Below are 13,380 nucleotides of genomic sequence, written 5' to 3' on the forward strand. Positions count from 1 at the left end.
CCCTATCCCCTATTCCCTATGACCACAACATCCTTAGAAACCCAACTCACTCAACTCCAAACCACTGCCACCGAGGAGATTGCTGCTGCCGCTAATCTAGAGCAGCTTGAGTCCTTGCGGGTGGGCTATTTAGGTAAAAAGGGGCAAGTCTCGAAAATTCTGGGCGGTATGGGAAAACTTGATCCGGGCGATCGCCCCAAGGTCGGGAAACTGGCCAACGAGGTCAAAACTGCCCTGGAAACGGCTCTAACGGACAAAAAAAATACGTTACAACAAGCGGCAATTCAAGCCCGTCTGGCCTCGGAAACCCTGGATGTAACGATGCCAGCGGTGGTGGTTCCCCAAGGCCGTCGCCATCCTCTCAATAGCACCATCGATCGCATCCTCGATATCTTTGTTGGACTCGGCTATACGGTAGCCACGGGCCCGGAAATTGAAACGGATTACTATAATTTCGAGGCCCTGAATACCCCGGCAGATCACCCGGCCCGGGATATGCAGGATACCTTCTATTTACCGGGCGATCGCCTGTTGCGAACCCACACTTCCTCGGTGCAAATCCGCTATATGGAACAGCAACAGCCCCCCATCCGCGTTGTGGCCCCAGGACGAGTCTATCGCCGCGATACGGTGGATGCCACTCACTCGGCAGTGTTCCATCAGATTGAACTGCTGGCGGTGGATGAGGGACTCACGTTCACGGATTTAAAAGGCACAATCCGCGAGTTTGTCCGCCAGATTTTTGGCGATGTGGAAATTCGCTTTCGCCCCAGTTATTTCCCCTTCACCGAACCCAGTGCGGAGGTGGATGTGAAATGGAAAGGCGACTGGTTGGAAGTCCTCGGCTGCGGAACGGTCGATCCCAATGTCCTCGAAGCGGTGGGCTACGACAGTGAACGCTATACGGGCTTTGCGGCAGGGTTTGGGGTAGAACGCTTTGCGATGGTTCTCCACCAAATGGACGATATTCGCCGCCTCTATAACAGCGATTTGCGCTTCCTAAGGCAGTTCAATTAGCAAACAAAAGCTCTTTGCCGGGAAAGGGCAGCCACAAGGGCGTGCCCCTACGTGGATTCATCCCCTCCAAGGAGGGGTGCCCGAAGGGCGGGGTGGGTTATCCCCTCCAAGGAGGGGTGCCCGTTCGCACTAGCGAGACGGAGTCTATAGGGCGGGGTGGGTTATCCCCCTACAAGCTCTCTAACCCTCGTATCACGGTATACGTCGCCATCAGTAGCAATAACAGACGAAAGAGTTGATTCACCCGATGTTCCGGTAACTTGGGGAGGGTACGACTACCCAGTTGTGCCCCCAACACTCCCCCCAGGGACAATAACGCACCGGCCATCCATAAGACGTTCCCCTGAAGGGTATGCCGCCATAAGCCGGATAGGGAAATAAACAGAATTGCCCCTAAACTGGTTCGCACGGCTTGCTTAATGCCGATTCCCACCAACAGCATCTGGAGGGGAACCATCACCACCCCACCGCCAACGCCAAATAAACCGGATAACATCCCCGCCAGCAGGCCAATCCCCACCATAGTGAGGAAAAACCCCCTAGAAGAGGATTGAGGGGGTTCTGGACTGGGGTTGGTTTTCGCGAGACGGCGACGCACCCCCATTAAATAGATGGTTAACAGTTGCAGTCCGGCAAAACTAAAGGCTAACAGCCATGAGGGTAGCCAACCCGCTAGCCAGGCCCCCAGTTGCGCGGTACTCATTCCCCCCAGGGCTAACCCCAGGGAACCGCGAGGATGTAAGTCTTCCGTCTGCCAGTTGCGGAAACTGCCGGAGAGGGCGTTGATGAAAACAGCAACTAAACTGGTGGCGACGGCTTGTTGAATAGGTGCGCCCCAAGCCATCAATCCGGGAACCATCAGCGCCCCGCCGCCAATCCCGAGTAGGCCAGAGGCGACGCCGGTGAAGAGTCCGAGGAGAATCAGTAAAACGTCGGCGATCGCCATAATTCTTAGGCTTATGACTCTTAGGCTTTGGGATGCGGTTGTCGGGCTTGACGGAAGACTTCGGCGGCAAAGTCGGGGTTCTCGGACATGCGCCGAAACAAGGGCGGTAAGTCTTGGGCGTGTTGCTTCAGGAACCGCTCATAACAGCGGGGAGTGCGCCCAGCGAGAAAGACTAATTCCTCGGCGTTGAGGTTGAGACATTGGGCAATGGCGCGAATCACCTCTTCTTTGGCGGCGTAGTCGGCGCGATCGTTCTCTAGTTTGGAGAGATAGGTAAAGTCTAACTCCAGTTGTTGCGCCAGACCCCGCTGGGATAAGCCTAATTCTTTGCGGGCGCTGCGAATGACTTGTCCAAAGCTTGCTTCCACAATCAGATCCTCAGGGCTAGGGGCAGGAGATCCCGATGGGGCGATCGCCGTCGGGGTGGGTTGGCCTCATTTACAGTTTAGCCAGTACTTGACAAAAAAATCAACGTTGGCTACAGTGGAGTTAAGTTGATTTTTAAGTCAACATTGCGAACGAGAGCGACGCAGCAGACTCTGTCAGATTGGGTCAAGGCTTGGCCTGAGGCTCAATCTGACCTTCCTAAAGCAATATCATCCACAGCAATATCATCCAGAGTGAGGCTTCAAGACCATGAGCGACGCGCTTAAAACGGCGGGGATTGAGGAATTGCAGGCGATTATCACCGCGCAGCAACAGCAGTCCTATCAGGTGAGGACGCGGGAAGAGGAGGCGCAACAGCAGCAAAATCAGCAGCTAATGTCCCAGGTGGCGGGATATACCAGCGATGCCATTGTGCGGGGTTTAGCGGACTTACAACTGGAGTTTGAGACTCAGGTGAGCCAGTTGGGCGATCGCCTACAAGGGGAAGTGGCCAAACAAGGACAGTTGCAACAGGCCATCAGCCTGGCTCGCCAACAGCAGCAGCAACTGCATCAAATCGGCATCGTCGCCGATGGCTTGTGGTCCTTGCGGCGAGAACAGGCCCAGAAACAACGACAATTGCAGGATGCGATCGCCCAAGCCTTGGAGGAACTAGAAACCCACCAGGAACAGACTCGCAAACAATGGCAACAGCAGCAACAGCAGCAGCAAAACCACTGGGAGGCGAAACGCCAACAGCGACAAAAACAGCGACAGCAACAGGAAGCCGATGCAGCCTATGAACAGCAACAACGGCGACAACGGGATGCTGATGAGTATGGGCGCATCCTGCGAGAGCAACAGCATCAGCTATCGCAACAGGGTTACCAGAAGCAGAAAGACTCGGAGGCGCGGGAGGCGGTTTTAAGGGCTAATCAGGAGAAAATCAACGCCTATCGTGAGCAAGTCGCCCAGATGGAGACCACGCTACAGGAGAGCTTTAACCAGGCTAAAACCGAGGCAATCCGAGAGGTTCATCAGCAGTCGAGAAGTCGTCGGGAGTTGCTAGAGAAAACCTGGGAGGGGCAACAACAGGGCTATGAGGTGAAACTGGAGTCCTTACAGGAGAGTTTGGCACAATATGACGCACAACTCGCGGAGATTAGCCAGCAATTGCAAGCCGCTCGGGACCAAGCTCGGGCCTTATCAGTTCAGGCCTTTGGCTAATGCCTTGAGAGAGGATTTAATCTCTTATCCCTAATTCTATAAAACCCAAAAACCAGTCAGGAGTTGAATCATGGCAAAACGATTGACGAATCGCAATACCAAGGCCGAGATTTTAACCGCCTATGAGGCATTGGCTGAGGAGAAAAAGCAAGTCGAGTCTGAACTGAAACAGGCCCGGCGATCGCCCGCCCCTGAACCATCATCTGCCTCAGAGCCAGTTCCAGTTCAGGGGGAGAGGGCCCAAGTCATCGAGGAGAGTGAAACTCCCATTGCCCAGCTCAAGCAAGTTCAATTGCAATTTGGCGGCTTTGTGCATCAGTTGTCTCAGGCGTTAAGCCAAGAAGCCAGTCAATTTTCCGAGGTCTCCGGGGCGATTCAGGCTGAACAAGAACGGTTAGGAGAGTTGTATGAGATTGAGACCCTTGATGAGACCACATTAAGCCAGTTAATTGAGACTTATTTAGAGGAGTCGAAGCAGTTTTCTGAAGAATTTGCTCAGGAACAAGAGCGGCTGCAAGAGGAATTAGAGCAGCAACAACGGGACTGGCTCCAGGAACAAGGGGACTGGCAGCGTTCTTTCGAGGAAGAGCAGCAGCAGTTAGAAATAAACTGGCAGCGAGATGAGCAAGAGTATACCTATCAACAGCTCCAACAGCAGCAACTGGATGAGGAAGCGTATCAGCAACAGCAGCAGCAGCAGTATCGACGCTTAGGGGAGATACGAGAGGAACAGGAACGGCTGTGGCAGGACCAAGAAGCGGCCCTGGCTGAGCGAGAACAGGAGTTTGAAGACCTCAGCCGGAAAGTTGAGCAGTTCCCCAATCAGCAGGATGAGCAGATCGAGACGGGGAAACGCCAGGGAGAGGCGATCGCCCACCATCAAGTCAAAGCCGCCCTAGACCTACGTCAGCAAGAGATTGAGGGGCAAAAACAGCGGTACGAATTACGCATCGAGGGCTTAGAACGGACCATCGGAGATCGCCAACAGCAACTCCAGACCCTCTCCCTCCAACTCGAAGCCACCTTAGAGCAGGTGCAAGAGTTAGCAGTCAAAGCCATTGAAGGCCACGCCAACCGTGAATCCATCGAGGCAGTGAAAGAGATTGCCCTAGAACAAGCGAAAACGATGGGGCGAAACAAGTAGGTAACGGCATCCGTTAAGATAGACGTGGATGATAGCCCAAATCAGCTCGTCGTCCACCACTTAACGGTCATGGGGGAGTCGTTCAAACCATGTTGATTGAAGATGAAGAACTCCGGGGAATCTTCCAAGAAGCCAGTGAAGATGGTTTAGCAAAAATTAGGGAAGGACTCACCCAGTTACGCGAGCGTCCTGATGACCGCGACCTCCTAGAGGAGTTACTTCGAGAAAGTCATTCTCTGAAAGGGAATGCCGGGATGTTGGGCTTAAAAGATATCGCGACCCTCACTCAACAATGGGAACATCTGCTCAGTCAGGTGCAAGATGGCACGACGGCTTTTTCTGAGGATGTAGCACGACGACTTGAGGATGGCTTAACCGCGTTAGAGGGCTTAGTTCATGAAGCCATCACGGGGGAACCCTCGGGAGTTCAAACCTTTTATATTTTAGCGGAGCTGATGGGGTCTGAGGAGACCTCCTCTAGCCCGAGTCCTCAGGTGGCGGAGACCCCCCAGACTCCGAGCCTACCCTCAACCGAGGAGACACCCCGTCTTCCCACGCCCCAGGGCATTCTGGCGGCGGCTTCAGAGGAGGAGGACATTGAAGATGTGTTGAGCCGCCTTGAAGTTGGCCTGGTGGCTCTAGAAGAGGAAGCGGCAGATCCTGAGGCTGGGGGGCGACAACGGGAACTTCTAGAAGCTCTGTTTAGTGATCTCGATGTCTTGGAACAGCTTATGGGGAATGAGCCGACTCTACGGACTCGGACTAATGCTTGGAAACAAGACCTCGCTCAGCTGATGGAGTGTGACGGGAGGGGTGAAACTCACGCCGATCGCCTCTATCAGGGACTCGACGCTATCCGTGACTATTTCCGGCCGGGTTTTGCTCCCCCTCCATCTCCTCCTCCAACCTCAGCCTCAACTCCCGCACCTCCTGCACCCCCTGCACCTGCGATCGCCCCAGCTTTGATGCCTGTCAATTACATCGAGGATGAGGAACTGCGGCATACCTTCCAACTGGCAAGTCAAGATCATCTGCAAAAGCTTTACGATGGTTTGCTGTATTTAGAACAGTCCCCCGGCGATCGCGTCAAGCTCGATGATATCCTCCGGGAAATCCATAGCCTGAAAGGGGATGCGGGGATGCTCGGGGTGAGTGCGGTGGCGCAACTGGCCCATGATTGGGAACAGGCGTTAGCCCCCGTTAAATCTGGGGAGGTGGTCTTAACGAGTGAACGCTGCGATGAGCTACTGGGGGGGCTAGACCAAATCCGCCAATGTATCGACCAAGCGGTGACCCTAAATGAGTCCCCGGAGCCGTCATCGGAGGACAACTCCACTTCCCCTCCCGTGGCCCAGAGTCGTTATATCGAGGATGAGGAATTACGGCAGACGTTCCAGGTGGCCAGTGAGGATCACTTGCAGAAACTCGATGCGGGCCTGTTGTATTTGGAAAATCATCCCCGAGATGAGGCGAAATTGGATGAATTGCTGCGGGAAATCCACAGTATTAAAGGGGATGCGGCGATGTTGGGCATGACGGATATGGCTCAACTCGCCCATGAATGGGAACAGCAACTGTTGCCGGTTAAGCAGGGAACCCAGGCGTTTGATACGGCGTTGGGCGATCGCCTCGGGGCCGGGATTAAGGCTCTACAACAACTGGTTCAAGAGGCTGCAACCAATAGTCCAGCTCAATTATCTCTGTTAGAGAGTTTAGCCGCCCTGCGCGGTGAGTCCCCAGGAGCGGGCCCAACTCAAGGCTCCCCATCTCCAGGGGGTTCAGCCCATTTAGGGGACAACTCAGATCTCGATGAGGGGAACTATCGCATTGATACGATTCGGGTGGATACTCAGAATCTGGATGCGTTGATGACCACCGCCGGTGAACTGACGGTGACGAAGATTCGCATTGCTCACCGACTGTCGGAAATTGAGGAAGTGGTGACCTTTTGGGAAGACTGGGCCCGTGAGGCGGGGAATACACCGTTGAAGTTCAATGTCCCCTTGCAGAATGAACGGCAGGCAATCAAGCTGAATCAGGGAATGTTTGCGTTGGGGATGGCCTCTGAAACAGGTCATTCCCGAGGGGAAAATGGGGGAGGACTGGATGGGGCCACCCATGCGGCGTTGCTGAAGTTTGCGCGGGTGCAAGAACAGACGGAAGCTCGTTTAGACACCTTAGGGAAGCTGGTTACTCGTCTTCAGACGGGAATTGCCGAGGATACGGCTCGGTTGGAAACCTTGGCCGATGATATTGAGGAGGGAGTGCGGACGTTACGGCTGTTGCCGTTGTCTACGATTTTTAATCTCTATCCGAGACTGGTTCGGGATTTGGCGCGATCGCAGGGAAAAGAGGTGCGTTTACAGATTGTTGGTGGGGACACTCGGGCGGATAAGCGTATTTTGGAAGATATGAAAGACCCCCTGACGCATATTATCCGCAATGCGATCGACCATGGGATTGAATCCCCTGAAGAACGGAAACGGCGGGGCAAACCTAGTACAGCGACCATTACCTTACGGGGCTATCAAACGGCCAGTACCATCGCCATTGAGGTGAGTGATGATGGCCGGGGGTTGGAGATGGATAAGATTAAAAAAACGGCTCTGAAAAATGAGGTGGTTTCGCCGACGGAACTTGAGGCGATGACGCCAGGGCAAATTCAAAACCTGATTTTTATGCCGGGGTTCTCGACTCGCAGCTTTGTCACGGAAGTGTCGGGCCGGGGGGTGGGCTTGGATGTGGTTCGCGCCAATGTAGAACGGTTAAAAGGCTCGGTTCATGTGATGTCTAAGCCGGGACAGGGCTGTTCGATTTCTCTGCAATTGGGAACAACTCTGGCGACGGCTCATGTGTTGCTGTTGGAGGTACAGCATATTTATCATGAGGCGACGGGCGCGACGCTGCCGCGACAATCCTACGCCCTGCCGGTGGAGTTTGTGCAGACGGCGGTGATGGTTGCGCCCGATGATATCTTTTCCTTGGAGGGTCGCGAGACGATTCTCTATGACAGTCAGCCGATTTCCGTGGTGCATTTGGCGGATATTTTGGAGTTGCCCATCAATCGGGAGATGCAGGAGGCTCAGAAATCTCTGGCTTGTATTTTGCTGAAGGTGGGAGAAGATTGGTTGGGGGTATTGGTCGATCGCCTGATTGATGAGCAGGATGCCATTCTCAAGCCCCAAAGTAAGCTCCTCAAGCGAGTTCGGAATGTGTCGGGGGCGACGATTCTGGGGACGGGGGAGGTCTGTATGGTGCTCAACCCAGTTGATATTATTAAATCGGTGCGGGGGGTTCATCGTCGCAGCAGCCAGATGTCCGATGCGTTTGCCAAGGTTGAGGGAGTTCTCAAGGAGGAGACGAAAAAACAAACCCTCTTGTTGGTGGAGGATTCGATCACGACGCGGACTCAGGAAAAACGGATTTTGGAGGCGGCGGGCTATGAGGTGGTGACGGCAGTTGATGGGCTGGATGGGTACAATAAACTCCGGGCGGGTCAGTTTGATGCGGTGGTGTCAGATATTCAAATGCCGAATCTGGATGGCTTGCAGTTAACGGCTCGCATCCGCACTCATCCCGATTATAGTGAGTTGCCGATTATTTTGGTGACCTCTCTGGCGACGGATGAGGATCGTCGGCGAGGGGCTGAGGCGGGAGCGAACGCCTATATCACAAAAAGTAGTTTTAATCAAGATGTGTTAGTGGAAACCCTACAGCGGTTAATCTAGAAAGACTGTTGATTAGACTGAGCACATCCTGAAAACAAGTGTAATGGCCATTCGTGTTCTCATCGCTGAAGATTCTCCCGTTGTGCAGGTCATTCTGCGACGGATGTTGGCAAGCTGTCCAGATATTGAGTTGGTGGGGATGGCCGGTAACGGGAAGGAGGCCTTAAAGATGTTGCCTCAGACCTTGCCGGATGTGGTGTGTACGGATTTTCATATGCCGGAAATGAATGGCCTGGAACTGACTCAGGAGATTATGGCGACGATGCCCCGGCCGATTCTGATTTTGAGTGCGTCGGTGCAGGCGGAGGATACGCAGAATGTGTTTCGGGTCTTGAAGGCGGGGGCGGTGGATGTGTTGCCGAAACCCATTGATGGGGGGATGAATAATTGGCAGGATTTGCAACAGGAGTTAATTACGAAAATTCGCGTCCTGTCTGGTGTGGCGGTCTTTACTCACCGTCGCCAAGGCATGAATCAAGGGGAAAGGGAGTATCAGCCTTTACCGAATGAATCTAAGACAGTTTCGATAAGACGGTTTCAGTCCATCGCCCCGGAGGTGCGACAACGAACCTATGAGTTGGTGACGATTGGGGCCTCGACGGGGGGCCCCCAGGCGTTGCAGGGGATTTTGCGCCAGATTCCGCCCCGGTTCCCGGTGCCGATTGTCTGTGTGCAACATATTAGTCGGGGCTTTTTGATGGGGTTGGTGAATTGGCTGAATACCGAATGTGCGGTTCCGGTGAGGATTGCTCAGCCGGGGATGCAGGCGGAAGCGGGGGTGGTCTATTTCCCGCCGGAGGATCAGCATTTGACGTTCAGTCGTCCGGGGGTATTTGCGACGGCCCCGTTACCGCCGTTTTCGGGCCATCGCCCCTCGGTGACGGTGACGTTTCAGTCGGTGGCTCAGGTGTATGGACGGCGGAGTGTGGCAATTCTTTTGACGGGGATGGGTAAGGATGGGGCGTTGGGGATGCAAGCCATTTTTGAGGCGGGAGGGGTGACCATCGCCCAGGATGAGGCGACGTCGGTGGTGTTTGGGATGCCCAAGGAGGCGATCGCCCTGGGGGCGGCTCAGTATATTCTACCGCTGCCGGAGATTGCGCCGGTGCTATTGAAACGGCTGTTTGGGGGTTAACTGGGCTTGCGCTCGGGGGCAGGATAGGGAATAATTGGAAGCGGCTCATTCCGAGATATAGTCAGGTTTAAGGTGTAATGACTCCCGAAAAGCGGCTCCCTCTTTCCAGTCGGCGGCGACAGTCTCTCAAGTTAGCCCAATCTCCCCGGTTGGGGGCGGTGGTGGGGGCTGGGATGGGGGTGATTTATCCCTCGCCCCTGTTGTTGCAACGGCTGACGCGGGGGGTGTTTTGTCAGCATGGACTGCGATCGCTGCGGTTATGGGTTTGGTTACATCTGTTGTATCGTCCCGATTGTCGATCCTTCTGGACTCGCGGTCAGGGGAGGATTTCGGGGCTATTTAGTTATGCCCAATGGCGCGATGCGTTTTTTACGCCGGGACATCCCAAGGGGGAGGAGATTCCTCCGGTTCACGATTCTCGCTGTCCTTGTAGTCGCACGGCCTATGATTGGGTGGCTTTGGGGGTGAGGCGCGAGGGGATGGCAGACTGGATTGAGGGAGTCTGTCGGGAGTTGGGAGTGGAGCGAGAAGATTGGGAGGAACGACTGGGACAGCGGTTGTTTGGGGTGACGCGGCGATCGCTGGCGGATGATTTACGTTTGTTGGTGGAGTTGGGCTTGTTGCAGCGCCAAGGCCATAAGTTTATGCCCCTGGAGGAGTTACCCCCCTGGGTGAGGGAACCGGTGGTGAAGGGGTTAAGGTCTCAGGAGGGTCGTTTAACTGGGATGGGCCAGGGCCGGCCGGAGGTGCTGTTTGGCAATTTGGATTTTGGTAGTTTGGCGCAACGCTATGGGAAGCCGGTGGCGGGGGTGCAGCGGTTTCTGGTTCATGTGGATTATGTGGTGCGCGATCGGCAAATTGACCGGGTGGAGGATTGGCAAGAGAGGTTATATGGGCTGTGGCAGCAGTCCCCGGTTCCCCCAGTACGTCTGTTGTATCGCAGTTCGCGGGTGCGGGCTTCGGTGGCTTGTGTGGTCTATCCGGTCTGTTGTTATTATATGCGGCGATCGATTTATCTCTGTGGTTTTGGGCAAACGCCCACTCGACAGGGACAATGGTATAACTTCCGCTTAGACCATATTGAGGAGTTGGAGGCGTTGAGTTGGGAGAGTGAGGAGTTACCGTTTTTTCTCCATCAACGCTATCAGCAGCAGTCGTTACCGCTCCCGGATGATATTCGCACTGAGATGGAGTCGGTTTGGGGCTTTGATTTTTACTTACCACCGCGTCTGTTAATTCTGCGCTTTGAGCGGCAGTTTCATGATGGCTATATTGCCGGGACCTTTCGCCATGAAACCTTTGAACAGATTTCCTATGAGACGGTGGAACGACAGATACAACAGTTGGCGGAACCGGACTATCGGGAGCAGTTGTTGAAGGTGTGGCGATCGCGCTCCCCGGAGGATGCCTATTATCAGGCTTTATACCGCCATGGAGACATCAACGTACAGATGCGTCTGCGGGCCTGGCGACCGTTGGGAGAGGTCTTATGTCCGGGGGTGTTACGGGATGAGATGGCCCAGGAGGTGAAGCAGGAGCATGATTGGTATTTCGGGGAATAGGGAACAGGGGTAGGGGCGTACCTTTATGGTCGCCCTCCGGGGTAGGGGCGTACCTTTATGGTCGCCCTCTTTATGGTCGCCCTCCGGGGTAGGGGCGTACCTTTATGGTCGCCCTCTTTATGGTCGCCCTCCGGGGTAGGGGCGTACCTTTATGGTCGCCCTCTTTATGGTCGCCCTCCGGGGTAGGGGCGTACCTTTATGGTCGCCCTCTTTATGGTCGCCCTCCGGGGTAGGGTGCGTCCCGGCATGGTTTCATGTTGGGCTTGGACCACTCGGTTAAAACTTGCCGGAACGCACCATTCTGCCGGGGAAGGGCTACAGAAAAATGGGATTAGAAGTTGCGTTGCCGGCGTTGGTGTTCTTCCTGCCGGCGTCGGTGTTGGTCCTGATAATAGCGCCGTTGTTGGTCGTCCCGTTGGCGGCGTTGGTGATCTCGGAAGAGGAATTGCCCGAAACTGGCACAACATTGTCCTTGATTGCGACGGACAAAAAAGGGTAGGGTGAAGCCCACTAAACTGTAGTAAATAAAAGTACGGCGGGGATAGTGGGTTGGTGATGAGGAGGAGGGGTCATCCTCGGAGTTCACCTGGGCGGCTAGGGTTGCAGCAGCATCGTTACAGGCAGCAAAGCGGCGTTTGGACTGGGCGATCGCCGTGAGAAGATCGGTTTCAGTGAGGGCGTTTTTGACATGGCAGGAACAAGACTCACCCCCGTGGAGAAGGCGATGGGCGCAGGAATAGCCCTTATGGGGCGAGAGATAGGTTTGATAGGCGGAAATCAGCAGAATCAGCAGGCGGCGGAGTCGGGAGTCAATGGCGGCGAGTACGGCCTCTTGACGGGGGATGAGGAGCGGAACGTAAGAGAGATTAAACATGATTTGAGGACAAGGTTAAGGTGACTGGAAATGCCGAGTTATCATCCAAATTGGACGCGGACGACGCGGGGAACAGCGTCTAGGACTTGGGCGATGGGAACCAGACGGCCGACGGTTGTGTAGAAACCGTTGCCGACGGGGGTGCGGGTGGACCGTTCCCGAAATTGCTGCCGGTGTTTGAGGAACCAGTCGCGGGTTTCGGGCATGGGCAGTTGATAGAGGGTGCGGGGGGTGACGAAGTAGTAGAAGAGCCAGTCGGCTTCTGTGTAGAGGAAACAGCCGGGGGTTCCCCGTTGTTGGTTGCTGTGGGTTTCAAAGAAGAAGTTACCGGTTCTGTGGTAGCGATCGCCCTTGATTTCGACTTTAAGACAGCGTCCTTCGAGATGCCAGAGCAAATCGACATCCATTTTTTGGTAATTTGGGTCATCTTCGACGTTTTCGACCCCTAGGGTTTCGGGAATCCCATTCAGCCAGGCTTCAATATCTTGGCTGGCTTGTCTAGCGATGCTCATCCCGTCGTCCATACTGTACATGGTTGGTTTGACTACTTAGGTTAGAGAACTGGGGCTATTATACAGATTGCCTTGGAGGGAGAGTCTTCCAAGGGGTGGCATCAGAAGAGGGGAGAGAGAAAGGGGGGAGCTGGGTGATAGCTTTAGCCCAGTCAGTATAGGGTTCTAGAAGTCCCAGTTCTCGGGCCACCGCTTGCAGGGAGAGCCGTCTGAGGATATCAATGGTGATGGGCCGCTTGTCATCCCAAAAAACCATTGAATCGAGACAGCTTTGAGCGGGTTTGGAGGTGAGGAGTTCAAGGATAAATTCGGCTTCGGCTTGACTATCAAAGGAGAGAAAATTGACCGTTAAAACCGGATGGCATTTGTGCATTCAGGCTAGGATATAGATGACACTTGCCGTCACCGGACGACTCATATCGAAAGACAAATAAACAGGCATTAACGGATACATTAAAATGCAGTTTGGCATCAATTAGATAGATGTCGGCGCTGAAGGCTTGGTTGTTTTTTTGCTTAATTTGATAAAATACTTTGCGAGCGACAGAATCCTTACAGAGAATCGCAAGTATTCCCGTTTGAGGGGGAAGCCATTTGCTGAATTGAAGCAGCATCCATTCGAAAATATCAAAATTAGCTGAGCCGGTGATAGTTTCGATTCCTCGTCGGTTTTGATGGTTGGATTCTGCTCCGGAAAATTTTACCTCGTAAGACCTGAAGGGTTAACTGAGGTGCGAGTTCTCCTGGCTGCTGGGTCTTGTTTGCCAAAATTGGTGCCATTTTTGAGCAAGGCTCATTATACTATGAGACGTGAGGGGTCTAAGGATTACTCATTGCCCCGCTTATGAGAGGTTAGGGTCTGACATTGG

The 13,380-nt window shown here is 54.2% G+C and carries 11 protein-coding genes and 1 pseudogene; 7 read left to right on the forward strand and 5 right to left on the reverse strand.

Annotated features, from left to right (window positions below; translation table 11 throughout):
• The first annotated feature begins 18 nt into the window (after positions 1-18).
• On the forward strand, positions 19-1,017 hold the full coding sequence (gene pheS / locus L855_RS20310; protein WP_159790746.1) for a phenylalanine--tRNA ligase subunit alpha: 999 nt from the start codon (positions 19-21) through the stop codon (positions 1,015-1,017).
• A 169-nt stretch (positions 1,018-1,186) separates the two neighbouring features.
• Here pheS and L855_RS20315 read toward each other — a convergent pair whose 3' ends face one another.
• Together L855_RS20315 and L855_RS20320 are read right to left on the reverse strand one after the other, a co-directional pair.
• The gene (locus L855_RS20315) at positions 1,187-1,963 is read right to left on the reverse strand and encodes a sulfite exporter TauE/SafE family protein (RefSeq protein ID WP_159790747.1); all 777 of its coding nucleotides are present in this window, start codon (positions 1,961-1,963) and stop codon (positions 1,187-1,189) included.
• 20 nt (positions 1,964-1,983) lie between these two features.
• Complete coding sequence (locus tag L855_RS20320; RefSeq protein ID WP_159790748.1) at positions 1,984-2,331, reverse strand: helix-turn-helix domain-containing protein; 348 nt, start codon at positions 2,329-2,331, stop codon at positions 1,984-1,986.
• 268 nt (positions 2,332-2,599) lie between these two features.
• Between L855_RS20320 and L855_RS20325 the strand changes: the two genes are divergently transcribed.
• From L855_RS20325 to L855_RS20345, 6 genes and pseudogenes are all read left to right on the forward strand, one after another.
• Positions 2,600-3,556 (forward strand): coiled-coil domain-containing protein, encoded by a 957-nt coding sequence (locus tag L855_RS20325; RefSeq protein ID WP_159790749.1) that lies wholly within the window; start codon positions 2,600-2,602, stop codon positions 3,554-3,556.
• 70 nt (positions 3,557-3,626) lie between these two features.
• Positions 3,627-4,700 (forward strand): coiled-coil domain-containing protein, encoded by a 1,074-nt coding sequence (locus L855_RS20330; RefSeq protein WP_159790750.1) that lies wholly within the window; start codon positions 3,627-3,629, stop codon positions 4,698-4,700.
• Positions 4,701-4,789: 89 nt separating this feature from the next.
• Positions 4,790-5,074: pseudogene (locus L855_RS22060) on the forward strand (Hpt domain-containing protein); the annotation flags it as partial.
• 591 nt (positions 5,075-5,665) lie between these two features.
• Positions 5,666-8,428: a hybrid sensor histidine kinase/response regulator gene (locus L855_RS20335; RefSeq protein WP_246199541.1), complete on the forward strand. Its 2,763-nt coding sequence runs from the start codon at positions 5,666-5,668 to the stop codon at positions 8,426-8,428.
• 43 nt (positions 8,429-8,471) lie between these two features.
• Positions 8,472-9,563, forward strand: coding sequence for a chemotaxis-specific protein-glutamate methyltransferase CheB (gene cheB / locus L855_RS20340; protein WP_159790752.1), 1,092 nt, complete (start codon positions 8,472-8,474; stop codon positions 9,561-9,563).
• A 77-nt stretch (positions 9,564-9,640) separates the two neighbouring features.
• Positions 9,641-11,125 carry a TIGR03985 family CRISPR-associated protein gene (locus L855_RS20345; RefSeq protein ID WP_159790753.1) on the forward strand — a complete coding sequence of 495 codons (1,485 nt, stop codon included), beginning with the start codon at positions 9,641-9,643 and terminating at the stop codon, positions 11,123-11,125.
• Positions 11,126-11,456: 331 nt separating this feature from the next.
• On the opposite strand, the gene yidD is transcribed toward L855_RS20345, so the two are convergent.
• From yidD to L855_RS20360, 3 genes are read right to left on the reverse strand one after another with little or no spacing between them, the layout of a single operon-like run.
• Positions 11,457-11,999 (reverse strand): membrane protein insertion efficiency factor YidD, encoded by a 543-nt coding sequence (gene yidD / locus L855_RS20350; protein WP_159790754.1) that lies wholly within the window; start codon positions 11,997-11,999, stop codon positions 11,457-11,459.
• A 41-nt stretch (positions 12,000-12,040) separates the two neighbouring features.
• The gene (locus tag L855_RS20355) at positions 12,041-12,532 is read right to left on the reverse strand and encodes a hypothetical protein (RefSeq protein ID WP_159790755.1); all 492 of its coding nucleotides are present in this window, start codon (positions 12,530-12,532) and stop codon (positions 12,041-12,043) included.
• A gap of 37 nt (positions 12,533-12,569) precedes the next feature.
• Positions 12,570-12,884: a hypothetical protein gene (locus L855_RS20360; RefSeq protein WP_159790756.1), complete on the reverse strand. Its 315-nt coding sequence runs from the start codon at positions 12,882-12,884 to the stop codon at positions 12,570-12,572.
• Positions 12,885-13,380: the final 496 nt, after the last annotated feature.

The organism is Sodalinema gerasimenkoae IPPAS B-353 (assembly GCF_009846485.1).
Lineage (GTDB): Bacteria > Cyanobacteriota > Cyanobacteriia > Cyanobacteriales > Geitlerinemataceae > Sodalinema > Sodalinema gerasimenkoae.

Bases quoted from the DNA above. Each gene is read 5' to 3' on its own strand.
- L855_RS20355 (WP_159790755.1), bottom strand. From the start codon at position 12,532: ATGTACAGTATGGACGACGGGATGAGCATCGCTAGACAAGCCAGCCAA.
- L855_RS20335 (WP_246199541.1), top strand. From the start codon at position 5,666: ATGCCTGTCAATTACATCGAGGATGAGGAACTGCGGCATACCTTCCAA.
- L855_RS20330 (WP_159790750.1), top strand. From the start codon at position 3,627: ATGGCAAAACGATTGACGAATCGCAATACCAAGGCCGAGATTTTAACC.
- pheS (WP_159790746.1), top strand. From the start codon at position 19: ATGACCACAACATCCTTAGAAACCCAACTCACTCAACTCCAAACCACT.
- cheB (WP_159790752.1), top strand. From the start codon at position 8,472: ATGGCCATTCGTGTTCTCATCGCTGAAGATTCTCCCGTTGTGCAGGTC.
- L855_RS20315 (WP_159790747.1), bottom strand. From the start codon at position 1,963: ATGGCGATCGCCGACGTTTTACTGATTCTCCTCGGACTCTTCACCGGC.
- L855_RS20325 (WP_159790749.1), top strand. From the start codon at position 2,600: ATGAGCGACGCGCTTAAAACGGCGGGGATTGAGGAATTGCAGGCGATT.
- yidD (WP_159790754.1), bottom strand. From the start codon at position 11,999: ATGTTTAATCTCTCTTACGTTCCGCTCCTCATCCCCCGTCAAGAGGCC.
- L855_RS20345 (WP_159790753.1), top strand. From the start codon at position 9,641: ATGACTCCCGAAAAGCGGCTCCCTCTTTCCAGTCGGCGGCGACAGTCT.
- L855_RS20360 (WP_159790756.1), bottom strand. From the start codon at position 12,884: ATGCACAAATGCCATCCGGTTTTAACGGTCAATTTTCTCTCCTTTGAT.